Here is a 15848-nt window from a genome sequence, read left to right on the forward strand (position 1 = left end):
ACTAGACCACCAATAATTTGAAGCAGTCGGCCCGACAGGATTGATTTTATCGACCTTTTGAAACAGCTTACCTGTTTCGTTTTGCGACAAGAAAGGGCCCAGTACATCAGCTGGGCCCTCTATTTATTGTGCTGCTATAGTAATTGCATGGTTGTAATACAGGTGATATCTCCCTGGGAAGTAGACAGCTGGGATTCTGTTACTTTTCCGTCGTGCTCAATCTTTACATTGTATGTTTTATTCCGGGGCAGCCATAAATCAATGAACCCGTTTGATCCGGATTTCAACGTTTTGTCTACTACAATATTGCCTTCATTATCTTTGATGACAACATCAAATTCCTCATTCATGAGCTCTCCCTGACAACCTGCCAGGCTATGTGTACCTCATTCATGGGTTTGGCTGACATAAGGGGCAATTGATACAAAGAATTGGTCTGCTGGTAACTCATGAACAGTTTCAGTTCCATCCGTTCCCTTAACGATAAGCTGGTCAGATGTAACTGAAGCAGCTTCGACTTCTGTTTTACCTGAACTGATATCGGCTAATAATTCCTGAACAGTAGGGGTTTCACTCTGATTGGCAGCTGTTTCGTTAGCTGAGTTCTCAACTTTGGTGCTGTCTTCACCGCAGCCGGCCAGGATGATGCCAAGAAACAAAGCAACTGTAAAAACCTTAAGCTTCACCAAATTCACTCCTTATTTAATATTAATTCCCATTATAAACTAAGTTTTTTCTTATGCTTACTTTTTCACAAATTGCACATACTTTACAATCCATTTTACCTAGGTGTAAAGCACTGCCCTTTTTAAAATTAAAATGAAACCCCGTCACTCTTTCCCCCCTTCCCGCGCAAGTATATCCACCCTTTGGAATGGCTATGATGGTAGTTGATGGAAAAACCAGCATGTCTTTCGCATGCGGTATGCCGAGGTGGAATATATGGAAACGGAAGTGAAAAATAAAGTAAGCAAGAGCCTTGAAACGAATGTTGCTTTTTTGAAAAGTGAGCTAGGGGTTGGAAAAAGCTTTGACGTTATCCATCTCGAGGTCGAGTACTCGGGGCGGAAAATGAGCCTATTCATGATTGATGGGCTTGTAAAGGATGACATGCTGCATCTTCTGCTGAAGTTCATGGCCAACTTGAAAAAGGAACAGCTCCAGGGTGCAACGATCAAGGAAATGTTGAAGACATATGTCCCCTATATTGAATTGGACTCAACGGATGACCTGGACAAGGCAGCTGATATGGTGCTTGCCGGGCCGACTGCGCTTGTCATTGATGGCGAGAAGGAAATCATCCTGATTGATGCCCGTACCTATCCGGTCAGAGGGCCGCAGGAGCCCGATACTGAGCGGGTCGTTCGCGGCTCGCGTGACGGATTTGTTGAGACGATTGTGTTTAATACGGCACTTGTCAGGAGGAGGGTTCGCGACCGGACGCTGCGAATGAAGTATATGCAGGTCGGGCGGCGTTCAAAAACAGATATGGTTATCTGCTATATTGAGGACATTGCCGACCAGGACTTGGTAAAGAAAATTGAGGATAAGCTCTCGAAGATCGATACGGACGGGCTGCCGATGGCGGAGAAGACAGTTGAGGAATTCATTACCGGCAGTAAATGGAATCCATTCCCGGCGGTTCGGTATACGGAGCGGCCAGATACAATGGCGACTCATTTGTACCAAGGGCATATTTGTGTGCTTGTCGATGGATCTCCGAGTGCAATGATCACGCCGACGACATACTGGCATCATCTTCAGCACGCAGAGGAGTACCGAAATAAGCCGCTCGTCGGTGCTTACTTAAGGCTGGTTCGATTTTTGGCAGTCTGGGCGTCCTTGTTCCTGCTGCCGATCTGGTATTTGCTAGCAATTGATCCGAGCCTAGTACCAAAAAGTATGGAGTTTATTGGCCCGAATGATCCTGGAAAAATCCCGCTATTCCTGCAATTTTTGATTGTAGAGGTCGGGGTCGATATGCTGCGTATGGCGGCCATTCATACGCCTACATCGCTGGCAACCGCACTGGGCCTTATTGCTGCGTTGATGATCGGGCAGGTTGCAGTCGAGGTGGGATTGCTCACCAATGAGGTTATCCTCTATTTGGCGCTAGCAGCAATCGGAACATTTTCGACCCCAAGCTATGAGCTTAGCCTTGCCAACCGGCTTGTCCGTTTGTTTTTGCTCATTTCCACGGCACTATTCCACACTGTGGGACTGGTTGTCGGCTTCACACTCGTTGTAATCTATCTTTCAAGGATGAAAAGCTTTGGAATACCGTATATGTGGCCGTTCATTCCTTTTAATCTCAAGTCGTTCAAGGAAATTCTGATCAGGTCGCCGATCCCGTTTAAATCCAAGCGGCCGGGGGTCCTGGATCCTAAGGATCCGGACAGATAAGAATGGTTTTATTGGAGAGGTTTTCCGCCACTTTGTATCCACGCTTACCGGTTTACCGGTTAATCGGAGTTAGGGAATTGTTCATTGCCAAGACGCTCAAGCAGGGTTTTGTTTAGGTAGTCATAATTGCGATTGAACAGATATATACTTTCTATTGGCAACCTTGCTTTGCCAGCCAGGGGGAAGGGGTGGCATTCATGCTGCCTCTTCCTTTTCAATACTCGTCTTCACCGGAGGCTCGTAAGCTGTTCGATGCAACTAATGGACATGCGCGTAAAACGTCGGCTTAATCTGTTCGTCCCGGACGTCAATGATATATTGTTTGAACACATAATCCTTGCCTCCGTATGCCTCATACCAGGATTGAACCTGCTGGGCATGGGCCTCGTCCTCGCGGATATTTGCCTCAATCTCCAGGAATGATTCAAAATTATCATATTCCCAGATTGCGAAGATTTCAGTTGTATCAGCATCGACAGGAACCATCCAGCGGCCGGTAAGCCGCGCACCATACCTAAGGCGATTCGCAAAATTGTGCTCATTAAAAAGATCATTCAGGGAATCCACAAATTCATTTTTTACAAGATAAGATTTTCTTCGGTAAAACATTGAAAAAAGCCACTTCCTTTAGGTTTCTATCACTTCCAATGTGTTTGTCGTAATTTCTAAGAAATAGTTTCATATCTTTAATGTGAAAATCGTTAAAAAGAGCGTTCCTTTGTAAGGAACGCGTAAAAAACTGGCTGTGCTCCTATTTTTGAGCTCTGCCAGCTCAGGATACTGTTAGTTTATTTTTAATAAAAAACAGATATGCGGTGCTTGGGATTACCTATCGGTTTTAAGCGGACTTTTTTGTTTTATGGAACACTTTTTCGGTTTTATGCCGCACTTTTCAGGTTTTATGTCATACTTCCAAAAACTTATGTGAGACAAAACAAGATTTATCAAGACTTACATTTACGCGTGATTAATCCGTTACATTCCTATCCCGTCACAAGGATGCGATAGTCTAGCCAAGAGTTTAACAGAAACGAAGTCACCTAATCCCTGATAACTTTAGTCCTCCACAAACGGAAACATCAGCACTTTTTTCGATTCGCAGTATTGAAGAATCGGATCGCCGTAAAGCGAAACCGGGCTCATTGTATTCACACTCACTGCAGCCCACGCTTCACCCACATCCCACGGCAAGTGGTGGATATCGCCGCGCAGCACTTTTCCATCCCGTGTCGTGAACAAACAATACCGTTCAACCAGCCAGTGTTCAAGCGAACCAGGCTTACATACAAAAGGAGCGGATTCCGGCCTGTAGGCAGCCTGATATTTACCGAAACCGTTCTCGGCCGAAATTCTTTTATTTGTAAAAAGAAAACCAGTTTCTCCTTCGGCATCCTCTCCAGCCCTCTTGAACTCCATTTCAGCATGCTTATAAGGAAGAGCAAGCAGCCCATTTGCCGCCAGCACAGCCGGCGCCAAATTTGCATCAAGAGAAAAGAAATAAACCCCATGCTTCCCGCCGCGTTTCACGTAAGTCCGCACATTCAATTCAAGGTACTCATTCAAAAGCGGAATCTCTGGCATTATTCTGAATCGCTGGTGCTTTACCTGAAACGGCGAAATAGTCAGCCATGCCTGCCCCTCCCACGTATCCAATTCAAGTTCGGCGGGAACCAGCGCCCTTATCGCTGATGTATCAACCGGCCAATGCATGAACAGCAAGTTTTCCCATGTCTGGGTCATCATCCATGGCAAATCCGGCAGAGGAAAGGGGCGGTGTGAAGTCACCTTCAGTACATCATCCACAATTATTACCTCCAATCAGCATCATACCCTACATTTTCTCCTCCTTTAATGGAGTGAAACCTGCAAAGAATGCAAATTGAGAGAATTTCCTGTATTATATGAAGGTAAAAGCAATCGTTGAAGCAAGCAGCCCTCCTCAGAGAGCTTGAGGACAGGAGGGAACGGAATTGCCTGCTATTTTCGTCTATTTTTGTGTTGCGGAGGCTATCATGAACGAATTAGATCAAGCCCTATACGAATACCTATTGTCCCATTCATCGGATATGACCGACGAATGGCTAAGCCGCAGGAATAAAGAATCAGGCTCGCTTTATTCCAAAGATGCAGCCCCGGAGTTAGTTAAAAAGCTCCGCGAGCAAAACAAACTATTTAATACGAATATCTCCAAGGTTTTCATAGAGGAAGAAGAGCCCTACAAGGAAGGTCTGATTCCATGGACAAAGATGGTTGCGGAGGACCGTGTAAATTCCAACGTCCCTCTTCACCTTGTCATTAAGCAATTCGGTGTTTTCAGGGCTGTCTTCCTGGACTTTATTGAAAGTTTTGTTACTCAAAACGATAATCTGGCCATAAAGCACGGTGATATTTTTCGCTGGTCCAAAAAAATCAATATAGCATTTGATAAAGTAGTGGACTTATTCTCAGAGCACTATAATGAAGTAAACAACAAGCTGCTAACTGAGAAGGAAAAGATTATCCTTGAACTAAGCGCCCCGGTTATCCCAATAGCAAGCAGCATCGGCGTCCTGCCGTTAATCGGTAAAATTGACATCGAGCGCGCCCAGGCAATCATGGAATCGGTACTGAATCAAAGTTCGCAAATGCGAATTACAAGGCTGTATATTGACCTGTCCGGAGTTCCAGAAATGGATGCAGTAGCATCATGCGAGCTTTCCAAGGTTATAAAAGGGCTAAACCTGCTCGGTGTGCAGGCCATCCTTTCAGGAATGCGCCCGGAAGTAGCCCAGGCCGCCGTTGAACAGGGAATCAACTTCAGCAATACACAAATCGAGCCTAATCTCGGCGCTGCCCTGTCGAAGTTTGAGTGGTAATCCCAACAAGGAAAGGGAGGTAGAAAGGTGATGAAATACTTGGCGGCATTCTTCCTGCCCGGGCTGACAGTCCTTTTGTTTTCACGGGTAACGTATAACCGGGTTATCGGTCTCGTCCTGACAGTTGCCTTAATTGCTGCCTCCGTCTACAAAGGCTACACTGACAGCTGGGCGCTAATCGTCATCGACGCATTCTCGCTCACAGCCGGTTTTTGGGCAGCCTCCTACCTCAAACCGAAATTCCCTGGAAAACAAACATAAAGTGAGCCTTCCATCAGCGTTCTTTGCTGATGGTTAGTCGAACCAATCGGACCTTAAGGGACAGTTGCCCTTTAGGGCATACTGTCCCTTAAGAGTTGGATGAAGTGAACTGAACTGAACTCCCGAGCCATTAACGGGAGTTTTTATTTTATAAAATAGCGCTTGTTCCTGCCTGCCTACAAGGTTTATGTATTTGTGGGCAACAAAGGATTCAGGCTCCATAGGATGAAATTCTTCCCTATCGCGGTTTATTTCAAAAAAATTGGGAAAAACTCGAAACTAATCGAATATTTGTTCGCATATTATTGGTTAGTTTCATACAGTTTGTGGTAGAATGGTTAGTATGAGATTTGGGGACAATGCCGGGATTATTGAATTCGGGCATCCTTTCAGTTGCCTTCTCTCATTTATGAGGGGAAGGGGACATGTTCGTTTGTGCCCGTCCATTCAAATAAGGAGCGGACCGGGTTACACTTTGACTACTGGAGGGCATTTAATTTGAAAAACCAATTTGAGCTAGTGTCCAAGTATTCGCCACAGGGAGACCAACCGAAAGCCATTGAGAAGCTGGTAGACGGAATTTATAAAGGCAAGCGTATCCAGACACTGCTCGGGGCGACTGGAACCGGGAAGACATTCACTGTATCAAACGTTATTAAAGAAGTGAACAAGCCGACACTTGTTATCGCACACAACAAGACGCTTGCCGGACAGCTCTACAGCGAGTTCAAGGAATTTTTTCCGAACAATGCTGTTGAATACTTTGTTAGTTACTACGATTATTATCAGCCAGAGGCCTATGTGCCCTCGACCGATACATTTATAGAAAAAGATGCAAGCATCAATGATGAGATTGACAAGCTTCGCCACTCGGCGACTTCCGCATTGTTTGAACGTAAGGATGTCATCATCATAGCGTCCGTCTCCTGCATCTACGGCCTCGGTTCTCCTGAGGAATATAGTGAGATGGTTCTAAGCCTCAGGACCGGGATGGAAATTGAACGGAACAAACTTCTTCGCAGACTGGTCGATATCCAGTATGCGAGAAATGATATTGATTTTAAGCGCGGAACGTTCAGGGTTCGCGGCGACGTCGTCGAAATTTTCCCTGTGTCGCGTGATGAGCACTGTGTAAGGGTTGAATTTTTCGGCGATGAAATTGATCGTATCCGTGAAGTTGACGCACTGACTGGAGAAATCCTCGGTGAACGCAACCATATCGCAATCTTCCCAGCTTCCCACTTCGTAACCCGCGAAGAAAAGCTCCGTATAGCAATTCAAAACATTGAGGCCGAGCTTGAAGAACGGCTGGAAGAGCTTCGTTCCGAGGAAAAATTGCTGGAAGCACAAAGGCTTGAACAGCGGACAAGATATGACCTCGAAATGATGAGGGAAATGGGCTTCTGTTCCGGGATCGAGAACTATTCGCGCCACCTGACACTCCGGCCTCCAGGCTCGACGCCATATACACTGCTCGATTATTTTCCTGAAGACTTCCTGCTCGTCATCGATGAGTCCCATGTTACCCTTCCGCAAATCAGGGGTATGTTTAATGGAGACAAAGCAAGGAAACAAGTGCTTGTCGATCACGGCTTCAGGCTGCCGTCCGCGCTCGATAACCGTCCGCTCATGTTTGAGGAGTTCGAGAAGCATATTTCGCAGATGATCAACGTCTCGGCAACGCCGGGACCTTATGAAATCGAGCATACACCGGAGATGGTCGAGCAGATTATCCGTCCAACTGGCCTGCTGGATCCAACAATTGAGGTCCGTCCGATCGAAGGCCAGATTGACGACCTGATTGGGGAAATCAATGAGCGTGTGGCGCGGAATGAACGTGTCCTTATAACGACACTGACAAAGAAAATGTCCGAAGACCTGACTGATTATCTAAAGGAAATCGGCATTAAGGTTAATTACCTGCATTCCGAAATCAAGACGCTTGAGCGAATTGAAATCATCCGCGAGCTCCGGCTTGGGAAATACGATGTCCTGGTCGGGATCAACCTTCTAAGGGAAGGTCTTGATATTCCTGAAGTATCGCTGATTGCAATTCTAGATGCGGACAAGGAAGGCTTCCTCCGTTCCGAACGCTCGCTTATCCAGACGATTGGACGCGCAGCGAGGAACTCGAACGGACATGTTATTATGTACGCTGATAAAATCACTAACTCGATGCAGATAGCGATTGAGGAAACAAAGCGTCGCCGTACGGTCCAGGAGGAATACAACAAAAAACACGGAATCACACCGACGACGATTCAGAAGGATATCCGTGCAGCAATCCGTGCTACCCAGGCAGCAGAGGAAAGCGAAGACTACTCAGCAACAGCCCCGCTTGCCAAGCTTGCTAAGAAAGACCGTGAGCGCGTAATTGCTCAAATGGAAAAAGAAATGAAGGAAGCTGCAAAGGCGCTTAACTTTGAGCGTGCAGCCGAGCTTCGTGATTTGATACTAGAGTTAAAAGCGGAAGGATGACAACAAAATGGCATTGGATAAACTTGTCGTAAAAGGCGCCAGGGCCCATAATTTGAAAAATATCGATGTCACCATTCCGAGAGACAAGCTTGTCGTAGTGACTGGGCTTTCCGGTTCCGGAAAGTCCTCTCTTGCATTCGATACCATTTATGCCGAAGGGCAGCGCAGGTATGTCGAATCGCTGTCCGCATATGCAAGAATGTTCCTCGGCCAGATGGACAAACCAGATGTTGATTCAATTGAAGGCCTTTCGCCTGCAATCTCGATCGACCAGAAGACTACAAGCCGTAACCCGCGGTCAACAGTCGGGACGGTCACTGAAGTTTATGATTATTTAAGGCTGCTTTTTGCAAGGGTCGGCCGGCCGGTTTGCCCGGAACATGGAATCGAAATTTCCTCGCAGACGATTGAACAAATGGTCGACCGTGTCATGGAATATCCGGAACGGACCAAAATGCAAATCCTGGCCCCGGTAGTCGCCGGCAGGAAAGGGATGCAAGTCCAGGTTCTTGAGGACATCAAGAAACAGGGTTTTGTCCGCGTCCGAATCAACGGTGAAATGGTTGACTTAAGTGAAGAAATTTCACTTGAAAAAAATAAAAAACACTCAATTGATGTTGTCGTCGACCGAGTCGTTGTCAAGGAAGGAATCGAGGCCAGGCTTGCCGATTCCTTGGAAACTGCACTCCGGCTCGGAAGCGGGAAAGCCGTCATTGACGTCATGGGCCAAGAAGAGCTGTTGTTCAGCGAACATCATGCCTGTCCGATCTGCGGCTTCTCAGTTGGCGAGCTTGAGCCGCGGATGTTCTCGTTCAACAGTCCATTTGGTGCTTGCCCTGAATGTGACGGCCTCGGTGCCAAAACGGAAGTCGATCCAGACCTTGTTATACCAAACAAGGACCTGACCTTGAACCAGAATGCAATTGCCCCTTGGGAATCTGTTTCGTCTCAATACTATCCATCACTCCTTAAGGCCGTCTGTGACCATTATGGGATCAACATGGATGTTCCAGTCAAGGATCTTCCCAAGAGCCAGCTGGACAAGATCCTGAAGGGTTCAAAAAGTGATAAGATTTATTTTAAATATAAAAATGATTGGGGCCAGGTAAAGGAAGGTTATATCGTTTTTGAGGGTGTCCTTCGAAATGTCGAGCGCCGCTACAAGGATTCAAGCTCTGACTGGGTCCGCGAGCAGATGGAAAAATATATGGGACAGCAGCCTTGTCCAACCTGCGACGGCTACAGACTTAAGAGGGAAGCGTTGGCTGTTAAAGTTTCAGGCCAGCATATCAGTGAAATCACGGATTATTCCGTTGTAGAAGCACTGGATTTCTTTTCCTCACTTAACCTGACAGAGAAGGAAATGCAAATTGCCAGATTGCTGTTAAGGGAAATCGGCGAACGGCTTGGTTTTTTGAAAAATGTCGGCCTCGATTACCTGACGCTTAGCCGTGCAGCCGGAACCTTATCAGGCGGTGAAGCGCAGCGGATCAGGCTTGCGACCCAAATTGGCTCGCGGCTCACCGGAGTACTCTACATCCTGGACGAGCCGTCGATTGGCCTCCATCAGCGCGACAACGACCTGTTGATCAGTACTCTTCAAAATATGCGCGACATTGGCAATACGCTGATTGTCGTTGAACACGATGAAGACACAATGTTTGCTGCCGATTACCTAATTGATATCGGCCCAGGAGCTGGCGCGCACGGCGGTGAGGTTGTCGCCATGGGCACGCCTGAAGAAGTCATGAACAACCCTGCATCCTTGACCGGCCAGTATCTTTCCGGTAAAAAATTCATCCCGCTGCCGGTCGAAAGGCGCAAGCCGGATGGGCGCTATCTGGAAATCAAGGGCGCTTCGGAAAACAACTTAAAAAACATAAATGTCAAGTTTCCGCTCGGTGTTTTCATGGCCGTTACAGGTGTTTCCGGATCCGGGAAGAGTACACTAGTGAATGAAATTCTTCAAAAGTCGCTTTCCCAGAAGCTTCATCGTGCAAAAACAAAGCCAGGGGCATTCAAGAGCATCAAGGGAATCGACCATCTTGACAAGGTTATCGATATTGACCAGTCTCCGATCGGCCGTACACCACGGTCGAATCCGGCTACCTATACAGGAGTCTTTGATGATATTCGTGGTTTGTTTGCATCTACCAATGAAGCCAAGGTTCGCGGTTATCAGAAAGGACGTTTCTCTTTTAATATCAAGGGCGGCCGCTGTGAGGCGTGCAAGGGTGACGGGATTATCAAAATTGAGATGCATTTCCTGCCGGATGTCTACGTCCCTTGCGAAGTTTGCCACGGGAAGCGCTACAACCGCGAAACACTTGAAGTGAAATATAAAGGCAAAAGCATTTCTGATATCCTTGAAATGACAGTTGCCGATGGCGTTGAATTTTTCGCGAACCATCCGAAAATCAGCCGCAAACTGCAGACAATTGCCGATGTCGGGCTTGGTTACGTCACTCTTGGCCAGCCGGCAACCACCTTGTCCGGCGGTGAAGCACAAAGGGTGAAGCTTGCATCCGAATTGCATAGGCGCTCGAACGGTAAAACGATGTATATCCTCGATGAGCCGACAACCGGGCTTCACGCTGATGACATTTCGCGCTTGCTCGATGTCCTGCAGCGGCTCGTTGATAACGGAGATACTGTTCTGGTGATCGAGCATAACCTCGATGTTATTAAGGCTTCAGATTATCTCATCGATCTCGGCCCTGAAGGCGGCGACAGGGGCGGCACAATTGTCGCGACTGGAACGCCAGAGCAAGTTGCGGAAGTTCCGGAGTCGTATACAGGCCGCTACTTGAAGCCAATTCTTGAGCGTGATCGTGGCCGGATGCGAAAGCAAATCGAAGAAACGGAAAAACAGGCTGCTCAAATGAAATAAGATTAGCTTAAAACAGGACCGTGCTGAATAGGCGCGGTCCTGTTTTTTATTCTTAGGAAAGCTTTTTTCCAGTTACATTCAATTGACCAGGAATCCACATTTCATACCAAGGACATTTCAGCTTACCGGAGGCTTCAAAATGTACTCGAAAGCCTTTTTCAAGGACATTTCGTCTTCCGTAAGTATCAAATTGTACTCAACACCGGTAGTGTAAAAAATTTCCAAAACCCAGTTTCAAAGACATTTCGCCTCTCTCTCTAAGCATCAAAAAGTACTCAAACAACTAGTAGGCATTTTGCAAGTCCGTCCAATCTCCTCAGCGGGGCTTATTGATAACATTTTGCCAAAAATTATGTAGTGAAATGTAACCAATAAAGCTTCTTGGTTACATTTCATAATAAATTATCCGCTAAAATGTCACCAATAGGGTTTCTTGGTCACGTTTTACGAATAATCACTCACTGAAATGTCACCAATAGGGTTTCTTGGTCACGTTTTACGTTAGCCCATACCTACCCAATTTTCCACAAAAGGATATCTCCTCCACCAACTCCTGCCCATAAGTAAGCTGCTAATCTATAAAACCTTATAAAACCAGTGACATCACCAAGCACACATTAAATTACAATAAATTGAAAACATTCTGACAAAAATGTAAAATTAATGTAACACAAATAAAGGAAACCTCGACTAACAAAGGAGAAAAGCAAATAAAGAGTTGCGTAGATAAAAGGGGGCAGGAAATTTGAATATTGTAAATCTTGTAGTTCGCCAGGGTATATTGTGGATTGTAGCGACAATCCTTTTTTTGACTCTGCTATTTTTGCCGAGGACAACAGTGTATACGGAAGGGCGGGGAGGGTCCTTTGAAAGTGCGCGGTATGAATATTCTCTAAAGAATCACGTCCAACAGTTCAAAGACTTTTATACATATATCAAAGTAAACAAAGGACTGGGCGAGGTCATGGATGGCCACTCGGCTACTGTGCATGTCGTTCGGACTTTTACCAAGAGCATGAAAATCGCGCTGCCTGCACTAGCGATTGGCCTGTTCGCGGGAATCGCTAAAGGGGTATTTGATTACCGGTTCCGTAACAAAAAAACTCGCTTCCTTGGCGAGCCAACAACACGTGTTTTCTTATCGGTCCCAGATTTATTCCTAATCATTATGATTCAAATTGCCATTATGACAGCATACGAATGGGGAATTATGCCGTACATGAAGGTGTATGGCAGCGACTCTATGAGTGTGCTAGTCTTAAACATCGTCTTTCTATCAATCTACCCTATCTTTTATATTGCCAATATCACCTATTCAAGCATTCGCGATGAACAGGGCAGGGATTACATCGTCACTGCTTTTTCAAAAGGAACACCATCGCTAAAGGTATTGTATAGCCATGTCCTGAAAAATTGTTATCCAAAAATTCTTAGCCATACAAATACAATTACGCTTTATACTCTCTCAAACTTGTTCATTGTTGAGTATTTGACAAATTACCGGGGTGCCGCCTTGTTTTTCTATGAAACCGTGGCCTCGCCAGCAATGATTGGGATTGGCCAGCAAAACCCGATAAACCTATTTGGTGCGGCTGGCTATATTATTCTTTTTACCGGAGTTATTTTTCTAGCAAAACTGGCGGCAGGAATTGGGAAGAATATGGTCTCCCCGCTGGAAAGGAGCTAATTGTATGAAATGGAATTGGAGACTATGGATTGGTGCGTTTTTTCTAGTGATTGTAGCTATAGTGGCTGCTTTTGGGTCCTATTTTCCATTCGTTGACACGGAGTTGAAGGAACTTGGAGCTCTTAAAACAGAGGAAGGTAAATTTGTTCTGCCTCCATTCCCGCCGATGGAAGGCTATCCGCTTGGCAGCAACCATAAAGGGGTGGATATACTGAGCCTAATTATTATGGGGGCGGGAGAGACATTGCTCATCGTGTTGGCGATTGTTGTTGTGAGGTATGTGTTTGCGGTGCCGCTCGCAGTTGCCGCCTTTTATTCAAAGTTCATGGAAGTGGCCATGCATGCCTGGCAGCAGCTATTTTCATTCATGCCGCCGATTTTTTTTGTATCGTTTTTTGCCGCGCTGCCCTTCATCTTTTTTTCGGAAATCAGACCGGTCTGGTTTGTGCTTGTCCTAGCCTTGCTTGAAGGCGGGCGGGTTGCGGAAATCATCCATGAGCATATGAAGCAGACCGAGAAACGCCCATATATTGAAGCTGGAATTGTCGCAGGATGTACGCCGTATAAAATGTTCAGGAATTATTATCTGCCGGTTGTCATACCAAATATTATTGTGCTGGTTATCAATGACATCGGCCGTATCCTGTTCCTGATTTCACAGCTGGGCATCATTCACATTTTTATCAACCACACATTCATCAGTCAGGAAAGCCGCTTTTTGTATGATGTCGTCAATACGTCACATGCCTGGCCTACGTTGTTCATGACCATTCTTGATGATGTGAGAATTTACAGATGGATCCCGTTTTCAGCAATAGCGGCCATCGGTTTGACGATTCTGTTTTTGAACCTGTTTGCGGGCGGGCTGCAGCGCTATTTTGAAAATAAGCACAGGCTTGTCAGAAACGATTTATAACCTCTCAGTTGAAACTTTTAGGCATTTGTCACGTACATTATGTTTGGAGGAGTGATCCATATGGATACACAAAGAGTTTTATCGGCACTTTGTTATTTCAGCGTCTTTTTTGCAGCATTCCTGCTGCCGTGCGTTGTCTATTTCGTCGCTGATAGCGAAGTGACGAAAAGCCATGCCAAAAAGGCATTCCTGTCCCATCTTATTCCGATAGCTGGAGTTCCGTTCATCATCATGCTTGCCCTATTCGTGGCTGCAGCGGAACCTGGGGCTGGGTTTGTGTTCGCCATTCTCGGTTTTATTGTTTATGGCATTCTTGTACTGGGAATCACAATTTGGAATGTTATCATGGGAATCAAAGCACTTCAAGAACCGGCTCATACGTATCATTTGTAGACATAATGCTAATTGTAGAACGGAAAGGGGAGTTTTTTAATGAAGGAAGAACGGAAACGAATATTGGAATTGGTGGAGAGGGGGAGCCTGTCTGCTACAGAGGCCATCACGCTTCTGGAAGAGCTCGAAAAGTCGTCAAAGTCAGCTGACCAAAAAGAGCAGGAGATCATGAATGAACTTTCTGTCGTTGTCGACCAAAGCTCCGAGAAAAAATATTCATCCCATGGATCTTATAAAAATAACTCAGCAAAAGATAAACTTTTTGATTTGGTGGATACTGTTATTAAAAAAGTCAAAGAGCTTGATTTGGATTTGAATTTCGGCCAGTCTGTTGAAATTTCGCATATTTTCCAGCACAACGCCGTTAATCTCTCAGATATCGACGTTAGCATTGCAAACGGCTCGGTCAAAATCGTGCCGGCCGATCAAGAAGATGTCCGTATTGAATGCCAGGCAAAGGTTTACAGGGCGGACACCCAGGAGGAGGCAAGAAAGGCTCTGCTAGACTCTGTCATCTTCGTGGTTGAAGACAGCAAACTGAAGTTTCTTGCCACCCAGAAGTGGATGAAGCTGGATGCAGTCCTTTATGTTCCAAATGCCTCCTATGAAAAGATCCGTGCAAAGCTGTTCAATGGTCCTGTAACCGGAGAGAATCTGCAGGTCAAGGATTTAAAGACCAAAACCGGCAACGGGAAAATATCCTTAAAAGGTGTTTCCGGAGAAAAGCTGGAGGCCGAAACAGCAAATGGCCATATTAAATTGAAGCGGTGCGCAGTCGAGAGAGTCGATGCTGAAACAATCAACGGCGGTATCAAGCTTGCCGGCTCATTCAAAAAAGCCGACCTGAGGACTTTTAACGGCGGGATTGAGTGCGAGGTTCAGGGCGACTGCGATTTCCTTTCCACCAAAGCAGTTACAGGTGGAATTGAGATTTACGTGCCAGCAGAGCTGGCTGTTGACGGGGAGCTGAGGTCAAACCTTGGAGGTTTCCAAGTTGATTTAGATAGAATTCAGCTCCTTGAAGAGAAGAGTGAAATGGTCCAAAAGCTCCTCCGCTTCAAAACAATTCAGGAAGAAGAACAGGTTTCGAGGATTGTTGCTGAAACGAAGACTGGCGGTATTTCTGTCCGTAAGGCAAGTGTTTATAAAAAGGATAGCCAGGAGTAAGGGTACATTTTCTCCGGCAAACTCGAATACACTAGTGATATGAATCAAACGTTTTAGGAAGGGTGAGGCAAATGAAGTGGTTTATCGGAATCGCCATCAATGCAGTTCTATTCATGGCGATAGCTGGTTACTTCAATGAGGAATTCAGGCTTTCTGGACTCGGAGCGGCCATAGGCGCAAGCTTCCTCCTGTCAATTCTGAACATCATCGTCAGGCCAATCCTGATTTTGCTCACCCTTCCTGTTACTGTCCTAACACTTGGTTTCTTTCTTTTTGTCATCAATGCATTAACTTTGCTGATGACCGACAAGCTGATGGGCTCCGCCTTCGAAATTTCAGGTTTTGGGATGGCGCTCTTTGTAGCCATCATCATGTCACTCGTCAACCTGGTTGTTCAGAAAATGGTTTTTGATAAACGGAAGAATTGAAGTTAGCTCCCGTCCGGCTGCCGAAGCCGGGCGGTTTTTTTATTGGCTAAAAGTGACTTGGAGTCTTATAAGTGGATTTTCAGCTTTGAAGAGTATTGATATGCATTAATAAATTCTGAATGACATCTTGGGTACTCGAACGGGTTGAGTTGTCGTTCATCGGTTCTATGAATGACATCTTGGGTACTGGAACGAATTGAGTTGTCATTCATCTGGTCTATGAATGACATTTTGAATGCTGGAACGGGTTGAGTTGTCATTCATCGGTCAATGAATGACATCTTGGGTACTGGAACGGGTTGAGTTGTCATTCATCGGTTCTATGAATGACATTTAGGGTGCTGGAACGGGTTGAGATGTCGTTCATCAA

13 protein-coding genes are annotated in these 15848 nt (G+C 45.9%); 10 read left to right on the forward strand and 3 right to left on the reverse strand.

Going from position 1 to position 15848, the window contains the following annotated elements:
- Window positions 1-134 precede the first annotated feature (134 nt).
- Window positions 135-695, reverse strand: coding sequence for a CueP family metal-binding protein (locus AM500_RS26300; protein WP_331457411.1), 561 nt, complete (start codon window positions 693-695; stop codon window positions 135-137).
- Between the two features lie 247 nt (window positions 696-942).
- Here AM500_RS26300 and AM500_RS02745 point away from each other — a divergent pair, with 247 nt between their 5' ends.
- Window positions 943-2403, forward strand: a complete 1461-nt coding sequence (locus AM500_RS02745; protein WP_053597830.1) for a spore germination protein — start codon at window positions 943-945, stop codon at window positions 2401-2403.
- Between the two features lie 258 nt (window positions 2404-2661).
- On the opposite strand, the gene AM500_RS02750 is transcribed toward AM500_RS02745, so the two are convergent.
- Window positions 2662-3012, reverse strand: coding sequence for an NIPSNAP family protein (locus tag AM500_RS02750; RefSeq protein ID WP_053597831.1), 351 nt, complete (start codon window positions 3010-3012; stop codon window positions 2662-2664).
- Window positions 3013-3459: 447 nt separating this feature from the next.
- Window positions 3460-4206 carry a YqjF family protein gene (locus AM500_RS02755; RefSeq protein ID WP_053597832.1) on the reverse strand — a complete coding sequence of 249 codons (747 nt, stop codon included), beginning with the start codon at window positions 4204-4206 and terminating at the stop codon, window positions 3460-3462.
- Between the two features lie 209 nt (window positions 4207-4415).
- Here AM500_RS02755 and AM500_RS02760 point away from each other — a divergent pair, with 209 nt between their 5' ends.
- From AM500_RS02760 to AM500_RS02805, 9 genes are all read left to right on the forward strand, one after another.
- Window positions 4416-5258, forward strand: a complete 843-nt coding sequence (locus AM500_RS02760) for an STAS domain-containing protein (RefSeq protein ID WP_156319732.1) — start codon at window positions 4416-4418, stop codon at window positions 5256-5258.
- Between the two features lie 30 nt (window positions 5259-5288).
- Window positions 5289-5519, forward strand: coding sequence for a CsbA family protein (locus AM500_RS02765; protein WP_043929882.1), 231 nt, complete (start codon window positions 5289-5291; stop codon window positions 5517-5519).
- Window positions 5520-6017: 498 nt separating this feature from the next.
- Entirely contained in the window at window positions 6018-7997 is a 1980-nt protein-coding gene (gene uvrB / locus AM500_RS02775) for an excinuclease ABC subunit UvrB (RefSeq protein ID WP_053597835.1), read from the forward strand.
- 7 nt (window positions 7998-8004) lie between these two features.
- Window positions 8005-10887, forward strand: coding sequence for an excinuclease ABC subunit UvrA (uvrA, locus tag AM500_RS02780; protein ID WP_053597836.1), 2883 nt, complete (start codon window positions 8005-8007; stop codon window positions 10885-10887).
- A gap of 745 nt (window positions 10888-11632) precedes the next feature.
- Window positions 11633-12574, forward strand: a complete 942-nt coding sequence (locus tag AM500_RS02785) for an ABC transporter permease subunit (RefSeq protein ID WP_053597837.1) — start codon at window positions 11633-11635, stop codon at window positions 12572-12574.
- Between the two features lie 4 nt (window positions 12575-12578).
- Entirely contained in the window at window positions 12579-13490 is a 912-nt protein-coding gene (locus AM500_RS02790; protein ID WP_053597838.1) for an ABC transporter permease subunit, read from the forward strand.
- A 60-nt stretch (window positions 13491-13550) separates the two neighbouring features.
- Window positions 13551-13883 (forward strand): magnetosome magnetite crystal formation protein family, encoded by a 333-nt coding sequence (locus AM500_RS02795; protein ID WP_043929876.1) that lies wholly within the window; start codon window positions 13551-13553, stop codon window positions 13881-13883.
- Window positions 13884-13922: 39 nt separating this feature from the next.
- A complete protein-coding gene (locus AM500_RS02800) occupies window positions 13923-15050 on the forward strand; it encodes a DUF4097 family beta strand repeat-containing protein (protein WP_053597839.1) in 1128 nt (375 codons plus the stop codon).
- Between the two features lie 71 nt (window positions 15051-15121).
- Window positions 15122-15478 (forward strand): phage holin family protein, encoded by a 357-nt coding sequence (locus AM500_RS02805; RefSeq protein WP_053597840.1) that lies wholly within the window; start codon window positions 15122-15124, stop codon window positions 15476-15478.
- Window positions 15479-15848 lie beyond the last annotated feature (370 nt).

The organism is Bacillus sp. FJAT-18017, from assembly GCF_001278805.1.
Lineage (GTDB): Bacteria > Bacillota > Bacilli > Bacillales > Cytobacillaceae > Bacillus_D.